Annotated in this window: 19 protein-coding genes and 1 tRNA gene; 13 read left to right on the forward strand and 7 right to left on the reverse strand. The window is 70.2% G+C overall.

Annotation, left to right across the window (positions count from 1 at the left end):
* Window position 1: 1 nt before the first annotated feature.
* Window positions 2-1447, reverse strand: coding sequence for an NAD(P)-dependent oxidoreductase (locus ACK4TT_RS06010; protein WP_409633640.1), 1446 nt, complete (start codon window positions 1445-1447; stop codon window positions 2-4).
* Window positions 1448-1662: 215 nt separating this feature from the next.
* On the opposite strand from ACK4TT_RS06010, the gene ACK4TT_RS06015 reads away from it, so the two are divergent.
* A complete protein-coding gene (locus ACK4TT_RS06015; protein ID WP_409633642.1) occupies window positions 1663-2466 on the forward strand; it encodes an undecaprenyl-diphosphate phosphatase in 804 nt (267 codons plus the stop codon).
* Between the two features lie 19 nt (window positions 2467-2485).
* On the opposite strand, the gene ACK4TT_RS06020 is transcribed toward ACK4TT_RS06015, so the two are convergent.
* Both ACK4TT_RS06020 and ACK4TT_RS06025 read right to left on the reverse strand, forming a co-directional pair.
* Window positions 2486-3463, reverse strand: a complete 978-nt coding sequence (locus ACK4TT_RS06020) for a complex I NDUFA9 subunit family protein (RefSeq protein ID WP_409633644.1) — start codon at window positions 3461-3463, stop codon at window positions 2486-2488.
* A 90-nt stretch (window positions 3464-3553) separates the two neighbouring features.
* The gene (locus ACK4TT_RS06025; RefSeq protein ID WP_410212636.1) at window positions 3554-4192 is read right to left on the reverse strand and encodes a LysE family translocator; all 639 of its coding nucleotides are present in this window, start codon (window positions 4190-4192) and stop codon (window positions 3554-3556) included.
* A 145-nt stretch (window positions 4193-4337) separates the two neighbouring features.
* Here ACK4TT_RS06025 and ACK4TT_RS06030 point away from each other — a divergent pair.
* Window positions 4338-4424: transfer RNA gene (locus ACK4TT_RS06030), tRNA-Leu, on the forward strand.
* 55 nt (window positions 4425-4479) lie between these two features.
* Here the strand turns inward: ACK4TT_RS06030 and ACK4TT_RS06035 are convergent.
* Complete coding sequence (locus ACK4TT_RS06035; RefSeq protein ID WP_410212637.1) at window positions 4480-5751, reverse strand: cytochrome P450; 1272 nt, start codon at window positions 5749-5751, stop codon at window positions 4480-4482.
* Window positions 5752-5848: 97 nt separating this feature from the next.
* Here ACK4TT_RS06035 and ACK4TT_RS06040 point away from each other — a divergent pair, with 97 nt between their 5' ends.
* The 6 genes from ACK4TT_RS06040 to lptB all read left to right on the forward strand — a co-directional run bounded on the left by ACK4TT_RS06040 (window position 5849) and on the right by lptB (window position 9508).
* Window positions 5849-6511: a TetR/AcrR family transcriptional regulator gene (locus ACK4TT_RS06040; protein WP_410212638.1), complete on the forward strand. Its 663-nt coding sequence runs from the start codon at window positions 5849-5851 to the stop codon at window positions 6509-6511.
* Entirely contained in the window at window positions 6508-6687 is a 180-nt protein-coding gene (locus ACK4TT_RS06045; RefSeq protein ID WP_409633652.1) for a rubredoxin, read from the forward strand. Before ACK4TT_RS06040 ends, ACK4TT_RS06045 begins: the two co-directional genes overlap by 4 nt.
* 231 nt (window positions 6688-6918) lie before the next feature.
* Window positions 6919-7536, forward strand: a complete 618-nt coding sequence (locus tag ACK4TT_RS06050; RefSeq protein WP_409633654.1) for a ribonuclease D — start codon at window positions 6919-6921, stop codon at window positions 7534-7536.
* Window positions 7537-7544: 8 nt separating this feature from the next.
* Window positions 7545-8174 carry an LPS export ABC transporter periplasmic protein LptC gene (gene lptC / locus ACK4TT_RS06055; RefSeq protein WP_409633656.1) on the forward strand — a complete coding sequence of 210 codons (630 nt, stop codon included), beginning with the start codon at window positions 7545-7547 and terminating at the stop codon, window positions 8172-8174.
* 15 nt (window positions 8175-8189) lie between these two features.
* On the forward strand, window positions 8190-8744 hold the full coding sequence (locus ACK4TT_RS06060) for an LptA/OstA family protein (RefSeq protein ID WP_409633658.1): 555 nt from the start codon (window positions 8190-8192) through the stop codon (window positions 8742-8744).
* 23 nt (window positions 8745-8767) lie between these two features.
* Entirely contained in the window at window positions 8768-9508 is a 741-nt protein-coding gene (lptB, locus tag ACK4TT_RS06065) for an LPS export ABC transporter ATP-binding protein (protein ID WP_409633660.1), read from the forward strand.
* A gap of 160 nt (window positions 9509-9668) precedes the next feature.
* Here the strand turns inward: lptB and ACK4TT_RS06070 are convergent, their stop codons facing one another.
* Window positions 9669-10373: a helix-turn-helix transcriptional regulator gene (locus ACK4TT_RS06070; RefSeq protein WP_409633662.1), complete on the reverse strand. Its 705-nt coding sequence runs from the start codon at window positions 10371-10373 to the stop codon at window positions 9669-9671.
* An 84-nt stretch (window positions 10374-10457) separates the two neighbouring features.
* On the opposite strand from ACK4TT_RS06070, the gene ACK4TT_RS06075 reads away from it, so the two are divergent.
* The 5 genes from ACK4TT_RS06075 (at window position 10458) to ptsN (ending at window position 14685) form a co-directional block, all read left to right on the forward strand.
* Window positions 10458-11186: a glutathione S-transferase family protein gene (locus ACK4TT_RS06075; RefSeq protein WP_409633664.1), complete on the forward strand. Its 729-nt coding sequence runs from the start codon at window positions 10458-10460 to the stop codon at window positions 11184-11186.
* A 79-nt stretch (window positions 11187-11265) separates the two neighbouring features.
* Entirely contained in the window at window positions 11266-12762 is a 1497-nt protein-coding gene (gene rpoN, locus ACK4TT_RS06080) for an RNA polymerase factor sigma-54 (protein ID WP_410212639.1), read from the forward strand.
* A gap of 56 nt (window positions 12763-12818) precedes the next feature.
* Window positions 12819-13442 (forward strand): exopolysaccharide biosynthesis protein, encoded by a 624-nt coding sequence (locus ACK4TT_RS06085; protein ID WP_409633668.1) that lies wholly within the window; start codon window positions 12819-12821, stop codon window positions 13440-13442.
* A 32-nt stretch (window positions 13443-13474) separates the two neighbouring features.
* On the forward strand, window positions 13475-14119 hold the full coding sequence (gene hpf, locus ACK4TT_RS06090; RefSeq protein ID WP_409633806.1) for a ribosome hibernation-promoting factor, HPF/YfiA family: 645 nt from the start codon (window positions 13475-13477) through the stop codon (window positions 14117-14119).
* Window positions 14120-14220: 101 nt separating this feature from the next.
* Complete coding sequence (ptsN, locus tag ACK4TT_RS06095) at window positions 14221-14685, forward strand: PTS IIA-like nitrogen regulatory protein PtsN (protein ID WP_409633670.1); 465 nt, start codon at window positions 14221-14223, stop codon at window positions 14683-14685.
* A gap of 96 nt (window positions 14686-14781) precedes the next feature.
* Here the strand turns inward: ptsN and ACK4TT_RS06100 are convergent, their stop codons facing one another.
* Window positions 14782-15051: a DUF1150 family protein gene (locus tag ACK4TT_RS06100; protein ID WP_409633672.1), complete on the reverse strand. Its 270-nt coding sequence runs from the start codon at window positions 15049-15051 to the stop codon at window positions 14782-14784.
* Between the two features lie 94 nt (window positions 15052-15145).
* A complete protein-coding gene (locus tag ACK4TT_RS06105) occupies window positions 15146-15574 on the reverse strand; it encodes an Hsp20 family protein (protein WP_409633674.1) in 429 nt (142 codons plus the stop codon).
* Window positions 15575-15757 lie beyond the last annotated feature (183 nt).

Here is a 15757-nt window from a genome sequence, read left to right on the forward strand (position 1 = left end):
GTCACTCCGCCGCCATCAGGGCGGCCCCAGCGTGGGCGGTCAGGTAGCGGTGGATGGCGTCGGCGGCGTCGCGTCCGTCACGGATCGCCCACACCACCAGGCTCGCGCCGCGGACGATGTCGCCGCCGGCGAACACGCCCGGAATCGAGGTCATCATGGTGCGGAAGTCGGCCTTCACCGTGCCCCAGCGGGTGACCGCCAGGTCCTCGGCCGAGAACGCCTTCGGCAGGTCCTCGGGGTCGAAGCCCAGGGCCTTGATGACGAGGTCGGCCTTCAGCTCGAAGTCGGCGCCCTCGATCTCCTCCGGGCTCTGGCGGCCCGAGGCGTCGGGCGGGCCCAGGCGCATGCGGGCGGCCCGCACCCCGGCGGCCTTCAGGGCCTCGCCGGTGATGGACTTGGGCGCGGCCAGCCATTCGAAGATCACGCCTTCCTCCTCGGCGTGGGCCGTCTCGCGGGCCGACCCGGGCATGTTGGCCCGGTCGCGGCGGTAGAGGCAGGTGACCGAGGCCGCGCCCTGGCGGATCGCCGTGCGGACGCAGTCCATGGCCGTGTCGCCGCCGCCCACCACGACCACATGCTTGCCCTCGGCGTTCAGCCGGCCGGAGTCGTAGTCGGGGACCTCGTCGCCGAGGTTCTTGCGGTTGGACGCGATCAGGTACTCCAGCGCCGGGACGACGCCCTCCGAACCCGCGCCGGGGACGGTCAGGTCGCGGGCGGCGTAGACGCCGGTGGCCAGGAGCACGCTGTCGTGCTTCTGGCGCAGCTCGGCCAGGGTGGCGTCGCGGCCGACCTCGAAGCCCAGCCTGAACTCGACGCCGCCGTCGGCCAGCCGCTTCGTCCGGCGTTCGACGACGTCCTTCTCCAGCTTGAAGCCGGGGATGCCGTAGATCAGCAGGCCGCCGGCGCGGTCGTGGCGGTCGTAGACGGTGACGGCGTAGCCCAGCTCGCGCAGGCGTTCGGCGGCGGCCAGGCCCGCGGGACCGGCGCCCACGATCCCCACCGACTGGCCGCGGGCCTCGCCCGGGACCAGCGGCTTCACCCAGCCCATGTCCCAGGCCTTGTCGGTCAGGTAGCGCTCGACGGCGCCGATGGTCACCGTGCCGTGGCCCGACTGCTCGATGACGCAGTTGCCCTCGCACAGCCGGTCCTGCGGGCAGATGCGGCCGCAGACCTCGGGCATGGAGTTGGTGGCCTGGGACAGCGCGTAGGCTTCCTCCAGCCGGCCCTCGGCCGTCATCCGCAGCCAGTCGGGGATGTTGTTGTGCAGCGGGCAGTGCGATTGGCAGAACGGCACGCCGCATTGGGAGCAGCGCGAGGCCTGCTCGGCCGCCTTGGCGTCGATGAAGTCCTTGTAGATCTCGTGGAAGTCGTGCGTGCGCGCCCCGGCCGGACGCTTCTCCGGCGTCGCGCGCGGCGTCGTCGTGAACTTCAGCATCTTCTCGGCCATGGGGGCTCCTCCCGTCGTGGGCGGCATTTAGAGGCCCAGGCGTGGCCGGAAAACCCATTGATCCAATAATGGGACCATCAGAATCGCGTCGCGGCGTCGCGGCTCGGTCAAGCTGGCGTTCGCGGACTCCATTAGTCCAATTTTGAGATGAACCTCTTCTTCACCATAGTGACCGCCCTTTCAGCCCCTGAATTCTCTCGCCTCACGGAGCCGCGATGCCGGATTGGGTCTATGCCGTCGTCCTCGGGATCATCGAGGGGCTGACCGAGTTCATCCCGGTCTCGTCGACGGGCATGATGCTCCTGGCCAAGCAGGCCATGGGCCTGACGGACCCCTTCTGGAACACCTTCGCCGTGATGATCCAGCTGGGTGCGATCCTGGCCGTGGTGGTTCTCTATTTCCAGAAGCTGTGGGGCGCGGTGGTCACCCTGCCCACCAGTCCGGACAGCCGCCGCTTCGCGCTCAGCGTGATCGCGGCCTTCCTGCCGTCCGTCGTGCTGGGGCTCCTGCTGCACGACTTCATCAAGGCGGTGCTTTTCGACAGCCCGGCCGTCCAGTGCGTCTCCCTGATCCTGGGCGGCGTGATCCTGCTGTTCATCGACCGCAAGGCGCCGGCGCCGGTGCATGACGACGCCATGCGGCTGCCGCTCAAGACCGCCTTCTTCATCGGCTGCTACCAGGTGCTCTCGATGATGCCCGGCGTTTCCCGTTCGGGCTCGACCATCGTGGGCGGCATGCTGATGAAGGTCGAGAAGCGGGCCGCGGCCGAGTTCACCTTCTTCCTGGCGATCCCGACCATGGCGGGGGCGTTCGTGCTCGACGCCTGGGAGAGCCGGGACCAGCTCGCCGCCGCCGGACGCGCGGAACTGCTGGGCATCGGCTTCGTCACGGCCTTCCTGGCGGCCATGGTGGTGATCAAGGCCATGCTGGCCATCGTCACCCGCCGGGGCTTCGCGCCCTTCGGCTGGTTCCGGATCGCGATCGGCGGCCTGGGGCTCGCCGTCCTGGCGCTGACCTGAGGCCTACGCCCCCTGAGGCCTACGCCCGGCCGCCGGCCAGCGCGCGGGCGTCCTGGTCGGCGTATTGGCCGCCCTTGCGGTAGCGGTAGAGGTAGGTCGGCAGCACCGCTTCCAGGGTCGTGGCCGTGACCCCGAGTTCCGCCAGGCCCGGATGGGCGCCGCTGACCACGTTGTCGGCCTTCAGGAGCTTCACCTGGTCGGAGGTGATCGGCGGCGGGATGATTCCGGCGACCAGGTCGCCCAGGGCTCCGAGCATGCCGGCGACCGGGAACGGCACGGGGAGCAGCAGGCGCTTCTGGCCGGTCTCGGCCAGCATCAGCTCCATGAGCTCGCGGAAGGTGAGGACGGCGGGCCCGCCCAGCTCATAGGTCCGGCCGGCCGCGTCCGCCTCGGCCGTCGCCCGGGCGATCGCCTTGCCCACGTCGCCCACGAACACCGGCTGGAACTTCGTCAGGCCGCCGCCGACCAGCGGCAGGGCCGGGCTCATGGACGCCATGGCGGCGAACTTGTTGAAGAAGCCGTCCTCGGGGCCGAACACGACCGAGGGCCGCACGATCACGGCGTCGGGGCGGATCTGGCGCACGGCGGCCTCGCCCTCGGCCTTGGTGCGGGCGTACTTCGACGGGCTCGCGGGATCGGCGCCGAGGGCCGACATCTGGACCACGCGGGCCACGCCCTGCGCCTGGGCGGCCTCGGCGACGGTCCTGGCGCCCATCACGTGGACGGCCTGGAAGCCCTGGCGGCCCGCCTCGTAGAGCACGCCCACGAGGTTGATCGAGGCGGTCGCGCCCTCCAGCGCGCGGCGCACCGAGGCGGCGTCGCGGATGTTGGCCTGGACCACGTCGATCTGGCCCACGTCGCCGTGCAGGCGCATGGCGTAGGCGAGGCTCGGGTTGCGCACCGCGACCCGGATGCGCCAGCCGGCCTTGGCCAGTTGCCGTACGACCTGGGTCCCGATGAAGCCTGATCCGCCGAAGACGGTGACGAGGTTCTGCATGATGGGCCGGCCGGTTCCTGCTCGAGTTGTCGGGTCCGCGGAAGCCAGCGGATTAGACGATGCGGCCCCCTCCCGCAATCGGGGCCGCGATCAGGCCCGCGCGAAGAGGGCCTCCTGGGCCAGCCGGACGCCCAGGGCGCCCATGACCAGGGCGGCGGCGCGGTCGACCCAGGCCTTCCACCCGGCATAGACCGCCCGGGGGCCGCGAGCCGAGAAGACGAGCGCCACGATGGCGTACCAGCCGGTCTCCAGCAGCAGGACGAGCGGCGGCAGGGCGACGAGCAGGCCGGCCGGCGCATGGGCCGGCAGGAGGGCGGCGAAGATGGAGCCGTACACGACGGCGGCCTTGGGGTTGCTCACCTGGGTGACGAACGCCAAGCCCAGGGAGCGGGTCAGCGACCCTTGCGAGCGGACGCCCGCCTCGCCGGTGTCGAGCGGTTCCGCCGCGCCGCGCCAGATGCGGATCGCGATGTAGAGGAGGTAGAGGCCGCCTCCCGCCTTGAGGGCCGCGTAGAGCCAGGGCGCCTGGCGCAGCACGGCGACGAGGCCCCCTATGGCCAGCAGCGCGAAGAGGGCCGCGCCCAAGCCCATCCCCAGCGCCGCCGCCAGGCCATCGGCCCGGGACCGGGTCACCGCCGTGCGCGAGACGAGGACGAAGCTTGGCCCTGGGCTCATGGCCCCCAGGAGCAGGGCGCCCAGGATGGCGAGCAGGGCGGCGGCGGTGGACATGGCGGGCTCCGGATCGGGCTGAAGGCGAACTCGACCCTAAGCGCGGCGAGAGGCCATCATCCACCGATCTGCGACGAACGTCCGCGCTGTGTTGACCGGCTGCGGCCGGCGCCATATGTAGCCGCCTCCCGATCCGACGGAACGGGCCCAGGTGGCGGAATTGGTAGACGCGCTGGCTTCAGGTGCCAGTGGCTTAACGGCCGTGAAGGTTCGAGTCCTTTCCTGGGCACCACCCGTCGGGCGGGTTGGGTCTTCGCCGAAGTCCCAACCGCCCTGGGCCCGCGTCCTCAGTTCATCTTGAATCGGATCGGCACCGACTTCGGGCCGCAGACGAAGCTCGCCTCCATGCGCCGGGGCTGGCCGTCGAGCTCCACCGACTGGAGCCGCGGCAGCAGCTCCTCCCACAGCACCCGCATCTCCATCCGCGCCAGGTGCTGGCCGAGGCAGACGTGGGCGCCGTAGCCGAAGGCCACGTGCCTGTTGGGCGTCCGCGTCACGTCGAACTTGAAGGGATCCTCGAACACCGCCTCGTCGCGGTTCCCCGAGGGGTAGCTCAGCATCATCCAGTCGCCCTTGGCGATCTTCCTGCCTGCCAGCTCGGCGTCCTCGGTGGCGGTGCGCATGAAGTGCTTCACCGGCGTCTCCCAGCGGATCGATTCCTCGATCAGCCCCTTCACCAGCGACATGTCGTTCTTGACCGCCCGGAACTGCTCCGGGTTCTCGGCCAGGGCCCAGAGCGCGCCGGCGGTCGTGGACGAGGTGGTGTCGTGGCCGGCGGTGGCGACGATGATGTAGTAGCTCATGGCCTCCAGGTGCCCCAGCGGCTGGCCCTCGATCATGCCGTTGGCGATGATGCTGGCCACGTCCTGCCGGGGCTTGGCCCGGCGGTCCTCGGTCATCTCGTTGAAGTAGGCGATGAAGTCCGCGATCGTGCCCTGCAGGGCGAGCAGGGCCTGGTCGACGTCCTGCAGCTGGCCGGCGCTGCGGTTCAGCTCGGGGTCGGCGTTGCCGAACAGCTCCTGGGTGAGCTTCAGCATGCGGGGCTCGTCCACCTCGGGGACCCCCAGGACCTCCATGATCACGTGCAGGGGATAGAGGAAGGCCACGTCCTTGGCGAAGTCGCAGCGGTCGCCGTGGGCGGCCATGCGGTCGACGAAGCCGCGGGCGATCACCCGGATGCGGTCCTCCAGGGCGCGCAGGTTCTGCGGCTGGAACCAGCCCTGGGTGAGCCGGCGGTAGTTCCCGTGGTCGGGGTTGTCCATCTGGACCAGCGAGCGGACGAGGTGCGGCGATCCCCCCATCAGCGCGCGCACCTTCTTGTCGGCCTCGATGGTGGTGACCACGGTCGAGCGGTCGCCGTTGTGGAACAGCTCGTTCTTCAGCTCGACCTCGCGGATGTCGTCCTGGCGGGTGACCACCCAGAACGGATCGAAGCCCTCGGGCTGGGCCTGCTCCAGCGGCGCCTCGCGGCGCAGGTAGCGGAAGGCCTCGTCGACGGGCGTCCAGGCCGCGTAGGCCTTGGGGTCGACAATGGTGTTGGCGATGTCCTGCGGGATCATGGGGTGTTCCTCCGGGCGGCCCGGCTCTGGCCGCGGGCTTCACCGCAAGGCATAGGCGCAACTTGCTATACGTTCAACAAATAAGTACCAAGGGTCCATGAGCGAGACCCTGCAGGCTCCCAGCCCCCGCGCCCCCGTACGCCGCAGCCAGGCCGAACGGCGCGACGAATCCGAGCGGCGCCTGCTTGAGGCCACCGCCCGCGTCGTGGCCGAGCAGGGCGTCTCGGCCGCCACCTTCGAGGCCATCGGCCGCAGCGCCGGCTACAGCCGGGGCTTGGCGACCCAGAAGTTCGGTTCCAAGGATGGGCTCATCGAGGCGCTGATCGCCGACCTCCAGGAGCGCCAGGCCGAGATGCTGGCGTTGCATCACATCGACGACCTCGCCGGGATCGAGGCGGTCCTGGCCTATGTCGACCTCTATCTCCGGCACCTCGGCGACGAGCAGGCGACGCGCGCCTACTTCATGCTGCTGGCCGGAGCGGTGGCCGACGCCTCGGCGCTCCGGGCCGCCTTCGCGCGCACGCACGAGTCCATCAAGGCCAGGCTCGCCGAGCTGGTGGTCCGCGGCCAGGCCGAGGGCGGCGTCCGGCGGGAGATCGATCCCCAATCGGCGGCCCTGATGGTGGGAAGCCTGCTGCTCGGCCTCTCCGTCCAGTGGCTGGTGGACCCCCACATCGACCTCGACGCCATCCGCCGGACCAGCCTCGAGACCCTTCGCCTGGCCTTCGCGCCTGGCGGCCAGGCGGAGCGCCTTCCGTGAGCGACGAGCCCTACAAGACCTGGCAGTGCCGCACCTGCGGCTACCTCTACAGCGAGGCCGACGGCGATCCGGGCGAGGGTCTGGCGCCCGGCACGCGCTGGGCCGATCTGCCGGACGACTGGCGCTGCCCCCTCTGCGGGACGCCCAAGAGCGACTTCGACATGATCGAGATCTGAGGCCCCGCCTCCGAGACCGGCGCCTCGGCGCTGGCTCCCTTCCGCCGGATCATCTAAAGACGGGACTGGCGCCGCAGCTTGGCCGGGGCGTCCGGCGGCGCGACGCGCCCGGGTTGAACCTTGGGGACCGCGATCCTAGATCGGCCCCTTCGGGCCTCCGGCGTCGGCGCGGGAGCCAGTGCGATTGAAGCCGTCGCCGTTCGGGCGGCCGGCGCCGGAGTCTGAGGCGACGTGACCACTTTCGTTCATGAGGGAGACTTGCCGGCCGACGTCCTGGCCAGGGCCTCGTCCGTCGCCATCGATTCCGAGACCATGGGCCTCAGGCTGGGCCGCGACCCGCTGTGCGTCGTGCAGCTCTCGGACGGGGGTGGCGACGCCCACGTCGTGAAGCTGGACCGGACCACCTACGACGCGCCTAACCTGAAGCGCCTGCTGACCGACCCGGCAGTCACCAAGATCTTCCACTTCGGCCGCTTCGACATCGCCATGTTCTGGCTGCACCTGGGCGTGCTCACCGCCCCGGTCTACTGCACCAAGATCGCCTCGAAGATCGCCCGCACCTACACCGACCGGCACGGCCTGAAGGACATCACCAGGGAGCTCCTGGGCGTCGACCTGTCCAAGGCCCAGCAGAGCTCGGACTGGGGCTCGGCCAAGCTTTCCGACGACCAGGTGGCCTACGCCGCTTCGGACGTGCTTCACCTGCACGCGCTGCGCGACCGGCTCCAGGAGATGCTGGTCCGCGAGGGCCGCGACCAGCTCGCGCGCGCCTGTTTCGAATTCCTTCCGCACCGCGCGGTCCTCGACGTCGCGGGTTGGGAGGACGTCGACATCTTCGCCCATTCGTGAGGCCTGCCATGACGGCGACAGAGGCTTCCATTCCCGTCCAGACCGTCGCCCGGCGCGCCGATTTCGAGCGCTGGCGCCGCCGCTCGCGCACGATCCGGTTGCTCAGGGTCCTGCTGCCGGCGCTGATCGTGCTGATCTTCCTGGGCCTGGCGGGAAGCGTCGCCTGGTCCACCTTCAGCGCCCAGCCCCGGCAGGCGCAGGGCGAGGACGAGCCCATCCGCCTCATCAACCCCCGCTTCGTCGGTCGCGACAGCAAGGGCCGTGCGTTCGTGCTGACCGCCGAATCGGCCGTACGCGACCGCCAGGACTACCAGCGGGTGCTGCTCAAGAACCCCGCCCTGGTCCTCGACGAGGGCGGGCCCGATCAGTTGCGCCTGCGCGGCGTGGACGGCGTGTTCCACGAGGCCACGGGCAAGCTCGCGCTCTCGGGCGGCGTGCAGATGGCCGACCTGAAGAACACCTTCCAGACGGCGTCCTCGCTGTTCGACACCAAGACCGGCGAACTGGTCGGTTCAGGCCCCATTCAGGGGTCTGGCGGTCTTGGAGAAATCACCGCGGAGTCCTATGGCGTTTACGGCGAAGGTGATCGCATGGTCTTCAAGGGCGGGGTCCGCGCCCGCGTGAACCCGAAGAAGTAGAAGAACAGCTGGCCCATGAAAGCTCTCGTCCTCCCCACGGCCCTGCCGATCGCCATGATCGCGACGCTGCTGGCGGCCGCGCCCGCCGCCGCACAGCTCTCTCCCAAGTCGGACGGGCCGATCGACATCGCGGCCGATGTGGCGGAGGTGGCCCAGAGCGCGTGCAGCTCCACCTGGCGCGGCAACGCCGAGGCGCTGCAGGGCGACGCGCGCCTGCGCGCCGACGTGATCCGGGCCTTCTTCGAGGCCAAGCCCAAGAAGCCGGGCGGCGCCAGCAACGACTGCGGCGACCTCACCCGCCTGGAGGCCGAGGGGAGCGTCTACTACGTAACCCCCGACCGCCGCGTCCGCAGCGACGCCGCCACCTATGAGGCCAAGACCGAGACGATCGTGATGACCGGCGATGTCGTGGCCGTGCAGGGCCAGAACGTGCTGCGCGGCAGCCGCATGGTGATCAACGCCGAGACGGGCGAGGGCCGGATGGTGGGGACGGCCGCGGGCCCGAACCAAACTGGACGGCCGCGCGCGGTCTTCTACCCCAGCAAGAAGACGCAGAGCCCCTCCAAGTGAACCGCGTGGCGCCAGAGCAGACCATGACCCGCTCGGCCCTGCCGGCCGAAGGCCTCGTCGTCGACAACATCGGCAAGTCGTTCCGCGGCCGGCCGGTGGTCAAGGGCGTGTCCCTGCGCCTGGCGCGCGGCGAGGTGGCGGGCCTGCTCGGGCCGAACGGGGCTGGCAAGACCACGTGCTTCTACATGATCACCGGCCTGATCCCGGCCGACTACGGCGCGATCTACCTCGACGGCGAGAACATCACCGCCCAGCCGATGTACCAGCGCGCCCGCATGGGCGTGGGCTACCTGCCCCAGGAGACGTCGATCTTCCGCGGAATGACCGTGTGGGAGAACGTCATGGCGGTGGTCGAGCTTCGCCAGCGCGACCAGAAGCAGGCCCGGGCCACCGTCACCGAGCTGCTGGAAGAGCTGCATATCGAGCACCTGCGCAACGCCCCGGCCGTGTCCCTTTCCGGCGGTGAGCGGCGGCGCGTGGAGATCGCCCGGGCGTTGGCGTCCGAACCGTCGTTCATGTTGCTGGACGAGCCCTTCGCGGGCATCGACCCCCTGGCCATCGCCGACATCCGCGAGGTCATCAGCTACCTGAAGCAGCGCGGGATCGGCATCCTGATCACCGACCACAACGTCCGCGAGACGCTCGACATCATCGACCGCGCGTCGATCATCGCCGGCGGCGAGGTTCTGTTCGAGGGCGGGCCCGACGAGATCGTCGACGATCCGGAAGTCCGCCGGGTCTATCTGGGCGACCGGTTCAGCTAACCGTTCCCTCCCTTGATGGGGAGGGACAGGCCGCGTCAGCGGCCAGGGTGGGGAGGCCATGACCGGGCGGCGAGCTCACCGTCTGATCCATACTCCCCCACCCGTCTCCCCCGGACCAAGTCCGGGGTCGCCACCCTCCCCACAAGGGGGAGGGAAGGGTTCAGCCAGCCTTCATCTTCGACCATTCCTCCTCGCGCAGCCGCCGCCAGCGGGCGCGCAGCATGGACGGCCGCTCGGGATAGCGTTCCTCGTGGAAGTCGGCCGAGGAGACCCGGTCGGTGCGGAAGCTGCGGAAGCCCGCGCGCAGCTCGCACCAGCAGACCAAGAGGCGGCTCGTCTCGTAATAGCCGATCGCGAAGGGCCAGACCGTGCGCCGCGTCTCCCGCTCCTGTTCGTCGCGGTAGGTCAGCGTGATCTTGCGCCCGCCGCGGATGGCCCGGCGCACCTCGGCCATGTCCAGGTTGTCGGGCAGGGTCTTCCAGCTCGGCGCGGCGCGCGTGGCCGGTTCCAGCACCAGCGGCCGCAGGTTCTCCGGGATCACCGCGGCGATCTTGGCCATCAGGTCCTCGGCGGCGCGCTTCAGGGCGGGATCTCCCCGCGCGGCCACCATCTGGGCGCCCAGCACCGCCGCCTCCACCTCCTCGGGCGTCAGCATGAGGGGCGGCATGTCGAAACCGTCCTCCAGGATGTAGCCCACGCCCGCCTCGCCCCGGATGGGCGCCTGCTGGCCGATCAGGTCGGCGATGTCGCGGTAGACGGTGCGCTTGGAGGTCTCCAGCTCCTCGGCGATGGCGTCCGCCGTCACCGGCCGGCGGCTGCGGCGCAGGATCTGGATGATCTGGAAAAGCCGGTCCGCGCGGCGCATGTCGGCCTCCCGCCAAGCTGCTGACAGAATGCTGGCAGCAAGGCGGGCGTAGGGTCCTCCTGTCAACCGCAGATGGAGGTCGCGATGATCACCCTTTACGGCATCGGCGAGGGGTTCGGCCTCCCGGAGATCAGTCCCTACGTCATGAAGACCGAGGTGCAGCTCCGCATGGCGGGCCTGGCCTACGAGAAGCGGACGGGCGCCCGCGAGGACAGCCCCAAGGGCCAGCTTCCATACATAGACGTGGCCGGCGCGCGGGTCTCGGACTCGACCTTCATCCGGGGCTATCTCGAGCGCGCCTTCGGCCTGGACTTCGACGAAGGGCTCACGCCCGAGGAGCGGGCCACGGCATGGGCGGTCGAGCGGATGATGGAGAACCACTTCGGCTGGGTGAACGCCGCCGAGCGCTGGCTCTCGCCCGAGAACTTCGCCAAGGGGCCGGCCCACTTCTTCGACGGTGCGCCCGAGGGCGTGCGCGAGGCGGCGCAGGCCCAGGTCCGGGCCAACATCCGGGCCGTCGGGATCGGCCGCCACGCGCATGTGGAGCAGGTGGCGCTGGGCGTCCGGTCGCTGGCCGCGGTGGCGGCCTTGCTCGGCGACAAGCCCTTCCTGTTCGGCCGCCGGCCGTGCGGGGCGGACGCCACGGTGTTCGCCCTGCTGGCGGCGACGCTGACGCCCTTCTTCTCGGGCGAGCTGCGGCGACGGGCGGAGGGTTTCGGGACCCTGGTGGCCTATGTCGACCGCCTGATGGCCCGGTTCTATCCGGAGTTCGAGTGGGACCTGGGCGCCGTCCGCGCGCCGGTGGCGGCCTGAGATCGTTTCGCCATTAACCACTCAGGAGGGATCGCGCCCTTAGCCTCCAGCAAGAAACAGGCCACGAGGGGGCTCGACCTTGGCGCTCGGCGCGCGACTGGAGCTAAGGCAGGGACAGGGGCTGGTCATCACGCCCCAGCTGCAGCAGGCGATCAAGCTGCTGCAGATGTCCAACCTTGAGCTGGAGGCGTTCGTCGAGGCCGAACTGGAGCGCAATCCGCTCCTGCAGCGGGACGAGCGGGACCACGAGCCGGAGGAGGCGCCCGCCGAGGCCCCGCCGGCCGACGCGGCCGCCGACCGCGTCGACGATGCGGACGCCCGCGCCGACCTCGACGCCGCCCACGACGAGGGCTCTCCCGGCGAACGCGCCACCGGCGACGCCCCCGAGCCCGCCGGCGACGCGGGCGGGGCGGTGGACTGGTCACGGGCCGGCAAGGGCGGCGGCTTCGACGGCGATCCCGAGGCGCTGCAAGGCGCGCTGGCCCACGAGAAGAACCTGACCGAGCACCTGCACGACCAGGTGGCGGTCGCGGGCCTGACGCCCGCCGAGGCCGGGGTCGCCAGCGTGCTGATCGATTCGGTGGACGAGGGCGGATACCTGCGCTGTGACCTCGACGAGATCGCCGAGCGGCTGGGCTGCGGACTGGACCTCGTGGAGCGCGTGCTGGGGGTGCTCCAGGGCTTCGAGCCGGTCGGGGTTTGCGCCCGCGACGTGCGCGAGTGCCTGATGCTGCAGCTCAAGGACCGCAACCGGTACGACCCGGCGATGGCGGCCCTGCTCGACAACCTGCCCCTGCTGGCCCGGCGCGACATGGCCGCGCTGAAGCGCGCCTGCGGGGTGGACGACGAGGACCTGCGCGACATGATCGCCGAGCTGCGCGGCCTGACGCCCCGGCCCGGCGCGGCCTTCGGGGGCGAGCCCGCCCAGCCGGTCAGCCCCGACGTCTTCGTGCGGGAGGGCCCGGGCGGCCTCTGGCACGTGGAGCTCAACTCCGACACCCTGCCCCGGCTGCTGGTGGACCAGCGCTACCACGCCCACGTCAGCGGCAAGGCGCGCACAGACGAGGAGAAGACCTTCGTCGCCGACTGCATGGCCCAGGCGAGCTGGCTGGTGAAGAGCCTGGACCAGCGGGCCCGGACCATCCTGAAAGTCTCGTCCGAGATCGTGCGCCAGCAGGACGGCTTCCTGGCCTTCGGCGTCGAGCACCTGCGGCCGCTGAACCTGAAGACCGTCGCCGACGCCATCGGCATGCACGAGAGCACCGTCAGCCGGGTGACCTCGAACAAATACATCGCCACGCCGCGGGGCCTGTTCGAGATGAAGTTCTTCTTCACCTCGGCCATCGCCGCCACCGAAGGCGGCGAGGCGCACTCGGCCGAGAGCGTGCGCCACAAGATCCGACAGCTCATCGACGCCGAGGCCCGCGAGGAGGACGTCCACTCGGACGACCGCATCGTCGAGATCCTGAAGGAGGCCGGCGTCGACATCGCCCGGCGCACCGTGGCGAAGTACCGGGAGGCCATGCGCATCCCCTCGTCGGTGGAGCGCCGGCGCATGCTGAAGGAAGCCGTCTAACCCACTTTGGGGTTCCCCTCTTGGCGCGGCTTCGGTGAAGCGCCAGATGAGGGGACATGACGCTTCTGGCGGACTATCACCAGCCTCTCTCCGAGGTGCTGCAGGAAGTGGCCGACCTCCCGTCGGAGCGCATCACCGTGGCCGAGCTGGTGGAGCGGTTCGGCGGGCGGGCCATGGGCGCCCTCTTGCTGGTGTTCGGCCTGCTCTGCCTGCTGCCCCTGCCGCCTGGCGGCACCACCATCTTTGGCCTGCCGCTGCTGCTGCTCGCGCCCCAGCTGGTGATCGGACGCCACGCGCCTTGGCTGCCCCAGCGGCTCAGGCTGCGCCAGGTGCCGCTGGACGACATGCGGGCCCGCCTGCCCAGGCTGATCCGCTGGCTCCGGCGCATCGAGGCGATTTCCCAGCCCAGGCTCACCTTCCTGTTCGGGCCCGTGGGCGAGCGGCTCATCGGCGTGGTCTGCACCGCGCTGGCCTTGGTTCTCATCCTGCCGATCTGGGGCGGCAACATGCTGCCGGCCCTGGCGGTGAGCGCGCTATCGCTGGCGCTGATCCTGAAGGACGGCGTCCTGGCGCTGGCGGGGTATGCGCTGGTGGCGGTGAGCGGGGCGGTGCTGGCGCTCGCGGCCTCGGTCATCGTGGCCATGCTGGAGCATGCGTGGGCCGTCGTTTCGGGCGCTTGACACCAACCGGCGCGGGGCGCGTTGATCATTCCATGCAAGTCCAGGTCACCGGCAAACATGTCGATGTCGGCGAGGCTCTGCGGTCGCGGGTCGCCGACGAACTTTCCTCCAGCATCGCGAAGTACTTCGACCGCGGCGGCGCCGCCGACGTCGTGATCAGCCGCGAGGGCGCCGCCTTCAAGGTGGACTGCGCCGTCACCCTCGCCTCAGGCCAGCAGCTCACCACCCACGGGGTCGGCGGCGACGCCCACATGGCCTTCGACGTGGCCCTCGAGAAGATGGCCAAGCGCATCCGCCGCTATAAGCGCCGGCTCAAGGACCACTCGCCGCAGGCGGCGGCCAAACAGGCCGAAAGCGCCGCTTATTTCGTCATCCGCTCGCCGGAGTTGGAGGAGGAAGAGGACGAGGATCTCGGCGAGGCCCACGGGGGCGCCCAGGCCTTCCCCGAGCCCATGATCATCGCCGAGACCGAGAAGCCGATCCGGAAAATGACCGTTTCGATGGCGGTCATGGAGCTGGATCTGACCGAGGCTCAAACAATTGTGTTCAGGAACGCTGCGCACGGCGGTTTGTCGGTGGTATATCGCCGCCCCGACGGGAATATCGGCTGGATCGACCCGGAGCGGACGCGTAACGGGGACGGGGCGGATGGGGAAGGAACCGCCTCGGCTCACTGAGCGGGTCCACCAAGCACGGGTCCACTGGACACAGACACTTTCGAACGGCCGTCACATCCGCCCGTTAGAGGCGGCGCGGTCAGAGTGAGTATCGAACAAGCATGCAAATCGGCGACCTCCTCGATCGCTCCGCGATCTCCCTGCGCGTCAGCGCGTCCAGCAAGCGCCAGGCGCTCGCCGTGGTCGCCGAAATCGCCGCCCGGAAGCTGGACCTCGACGCCGGCGACATCCTCGACGCGCTGAGCGAGCGCGAGGCGGCCGGGTCGACCGGCGTCGGCTACGGCGTGGCCGCGCCGCATGCCCGCCTGGAGGGCCTCACGCGCATGCGCGGCGTCTTCGTGCGCCTGGAACAGCCGGTGGAGTTCGAGTCCGTCGACGACCAGCCGGTGGACCTGATCTTCGCCCTCTTCGCCCCCAAGGACGCGGGGGCCGATCACCTGCGGGCGCTCGCCCGGGTCTCGCGCCTGCTGCGCCAGGCCGAGCTGCGCGAGCAGCTCCGCAAGGCCCGCACCGTCGACGCCATCTACGCCCTGCTGGTGCAGGACGCCTCGCGCTCGGCGGCGTGACCCCATGAAAAAGGCCGGCGTTTCCGCCGGCCCCTCTATGCCTCCAAAGAGGCCGGCGTTTCCGCCGGCCTGAGGGTTCCGTCGGGACGGATCTGCTTAGTGCACCGACACCGGCGCCAGCTCGTGGGCGAGCGCGGCGGCCACCGCCGACTCGCGGTCGGTGAGGACGGCGAGGCGTTCGCCGTCGGCGCGGTGGACGGCGTAGAGGGTCTGCTCGGGATCGAGCTCGAAGCCCTGGACCTGGGCGGAAGGCACGCTGGCCAGGATCTCGGCCGCCTTCACCGGGCGCACATAGACCAGATGCGGGGCGCCCAGCGCCGCAAAGGCCTCAGTCGAAAGAACAGGCGTCATCATGACCACCTCCATGAAACTCAACGCTCCGAACGGTCGCCGGTTCAGCCGGCCGTTCGTTTAGGGTGAGGCCCCGGTTCATCCAGCGACCTCGGAAACAACACTTCGACTAAGCTTGGCCGGGAGTGCGGATCGGGATGCTTTGCACCCGGTTTTCCGGCTCCGGCCTCGCGAGGTCGATGTGGAGCAGACCGTGCTCCAGGGTCGCGCCCTCGACCACCATGCCGTCGGCCAGCACGAAGCTTCGGATGAAGCCCCGGGCGGCGATGCCGCGGTGGAGATAGGAGTCTTCGGACCTGGACCCGGCCCCGTCGCGCTTGCCGGCTATGACGAGCTGGCGATCCTCGACGGTGACCTGCAGCTGGTCGGGGGAGAAGCCCGCGACCGCCAGCGTGATGCGCAGGCCGCCCGCGCCGCGGTCCTCGACGTTGTAGGGCGGATAGCTTTCCGCCGCCGCCTTGGCCGCCCGCTCGATCAGGCTGCGCGTGTGCTCGAAACCCAGCAGGAAGGGGCTGTCGAAGATCAGGGACCGGTTCATGCCTCGAAGAGTCCTCACGTGAAGCGACTCTCCGGCCCCGCCGCCCGGCATCGGCGCGGCTTGGCCGGACTATGGATATTTGGGGACGGCGGGCGTTCGTTGCAATGTGCGCGCCGCCCGTCGCGCCGGGGTTGACCTCGCCTTCGGCGCAAGGCTCCGTAGGCGCCCCGTTTTCCTTCGATC

The sequence above is a fragment of the Phenylobacterium sp. genome, assembly GCF_046463815.1.
Classification (GTDB): Bacteria; Pseudomonadota; Alphaproteobacteria; order Caulobacterales; family Caulobacteraceae; genus Phenylobacterium.

Excerpts from the sequence above, each read along its gene's own strand:
- ACK4TT_RS06010 (WP_409633640.1), bottom strand. The coding sequence starts at position 1,447 with ATGGCCGAGAAGATGCTGAAGTTCACGACGACGCCGCGCGCGACGCCG.
- ACK4TT_RS06015 (WP_409633642.1), top strand. The coding sequence starts at position 1,663 with ATGCCGGATTGGGTCTATGCCGTCGTCCTCGGGATCATCGAGGGGCTG.
- ACK4TT_RS06020 (WP_409633644.1), bottom strand. The coding sequence starts at position 3,463 with ATGCAGAACCTCGTCACCGTCTTCGGCGGATCAGGCTTCATCGGGACC.
- ACK4TT_RS06025 (WP_410212636.1), bottom strand. The coding sequence starts at position 4,192 with ATGTCCACCGCCGCCGCCCTGCTCGCCATCCTGGGCGCCCTGCTCCTG.
- ACK4TT_RS06035 (WP_410212637.1), bottom strand. The coding sequence starts at position 5,751 with ATGATCCCGCAGGACATCGCCAACACCATTGTCGACCCCAAGGCCTAC.
- ACK4TT_RS06040 (WP_410212638.1), top strand. The coding sequence starts at position 5,849 with ATGAGCGAGACCCTGCAGGCTCCCAGCCCCCGCGCCCCCGTACGCCGC.
- lptC (WP_409633656.1), top strand. The coding sequence starts at position 7,545 with ATGACGGCGACAGAGGCTTCCATTCCCGTCCAGACCGTCGCCCGGCGC.
- ACK4TT_RS06060 (WP_409633658.1), top strand. The coding sequence starts at position 8,190 with ATGAAAGCTCTCGTCCTCCCCACGGCCCTGCCGATCGCCATGATCGCG.
- lptB (WP_409633660.1), top strand. The coding sequence starts at position 8,768 with ATGACCCGCTCGGCCCTGCCGGCCGAAGGCCTCGTCGTCGACAACATC.
- ACK4TT_RS06070 (WP_409633662.1), bottom strand. The coding sequence starts at position 10,373 with ATGCGCCGCGCGGACCGGCTTTTCCAGATCATCCAGATCCTGCGCCGC.
- ACK4TT_RS06075 (WP_409633664.1), top strand. The coding sequence starts at position 10,458 with ATGATCACCCTTTACGGCATCGGCGAGGGGTTCGGCCTCCCGGAGATC.
- ACK4TT_RS06085 (WP_409633668.1), top strand. The coding sequence starts at position 12,819 with ATGACGCTTCTGGCGGACTATCACCAGCCTCTCTCCGAGGTGCTGCAG.
- hpf (WP_409633806.1), top strand. The coding sequence starts at position 13,475 with ATGCAAGTCCAGGTCACCGGCAAACATGTCGATGTCGGCGAGGCTCTG.
- ptsN (WP_409633670.1), top strand. The coding sequence starts at position 14,221 with ATGCAAATCGGCGACCTCCTCGATCGCTCCGCGATCTCCCTGCGCGTC.
- ACK4TT_RS06100 (WP_409633672.1), bottom strand. The coding sequence starts at position 15,051 with ATGGAGGTGGTCATGATGACGCCTGTTCTTTCGACTGAGGCCTTTGCG.
- ACK4TT_RS06105 (WP_409633674.1), bottom strand. The coding sequence starts at position 15,574 with ATGAACCGGTCCCTGATCTTCGACAGCCCCTTCCTGCTGGGTTTCGAG.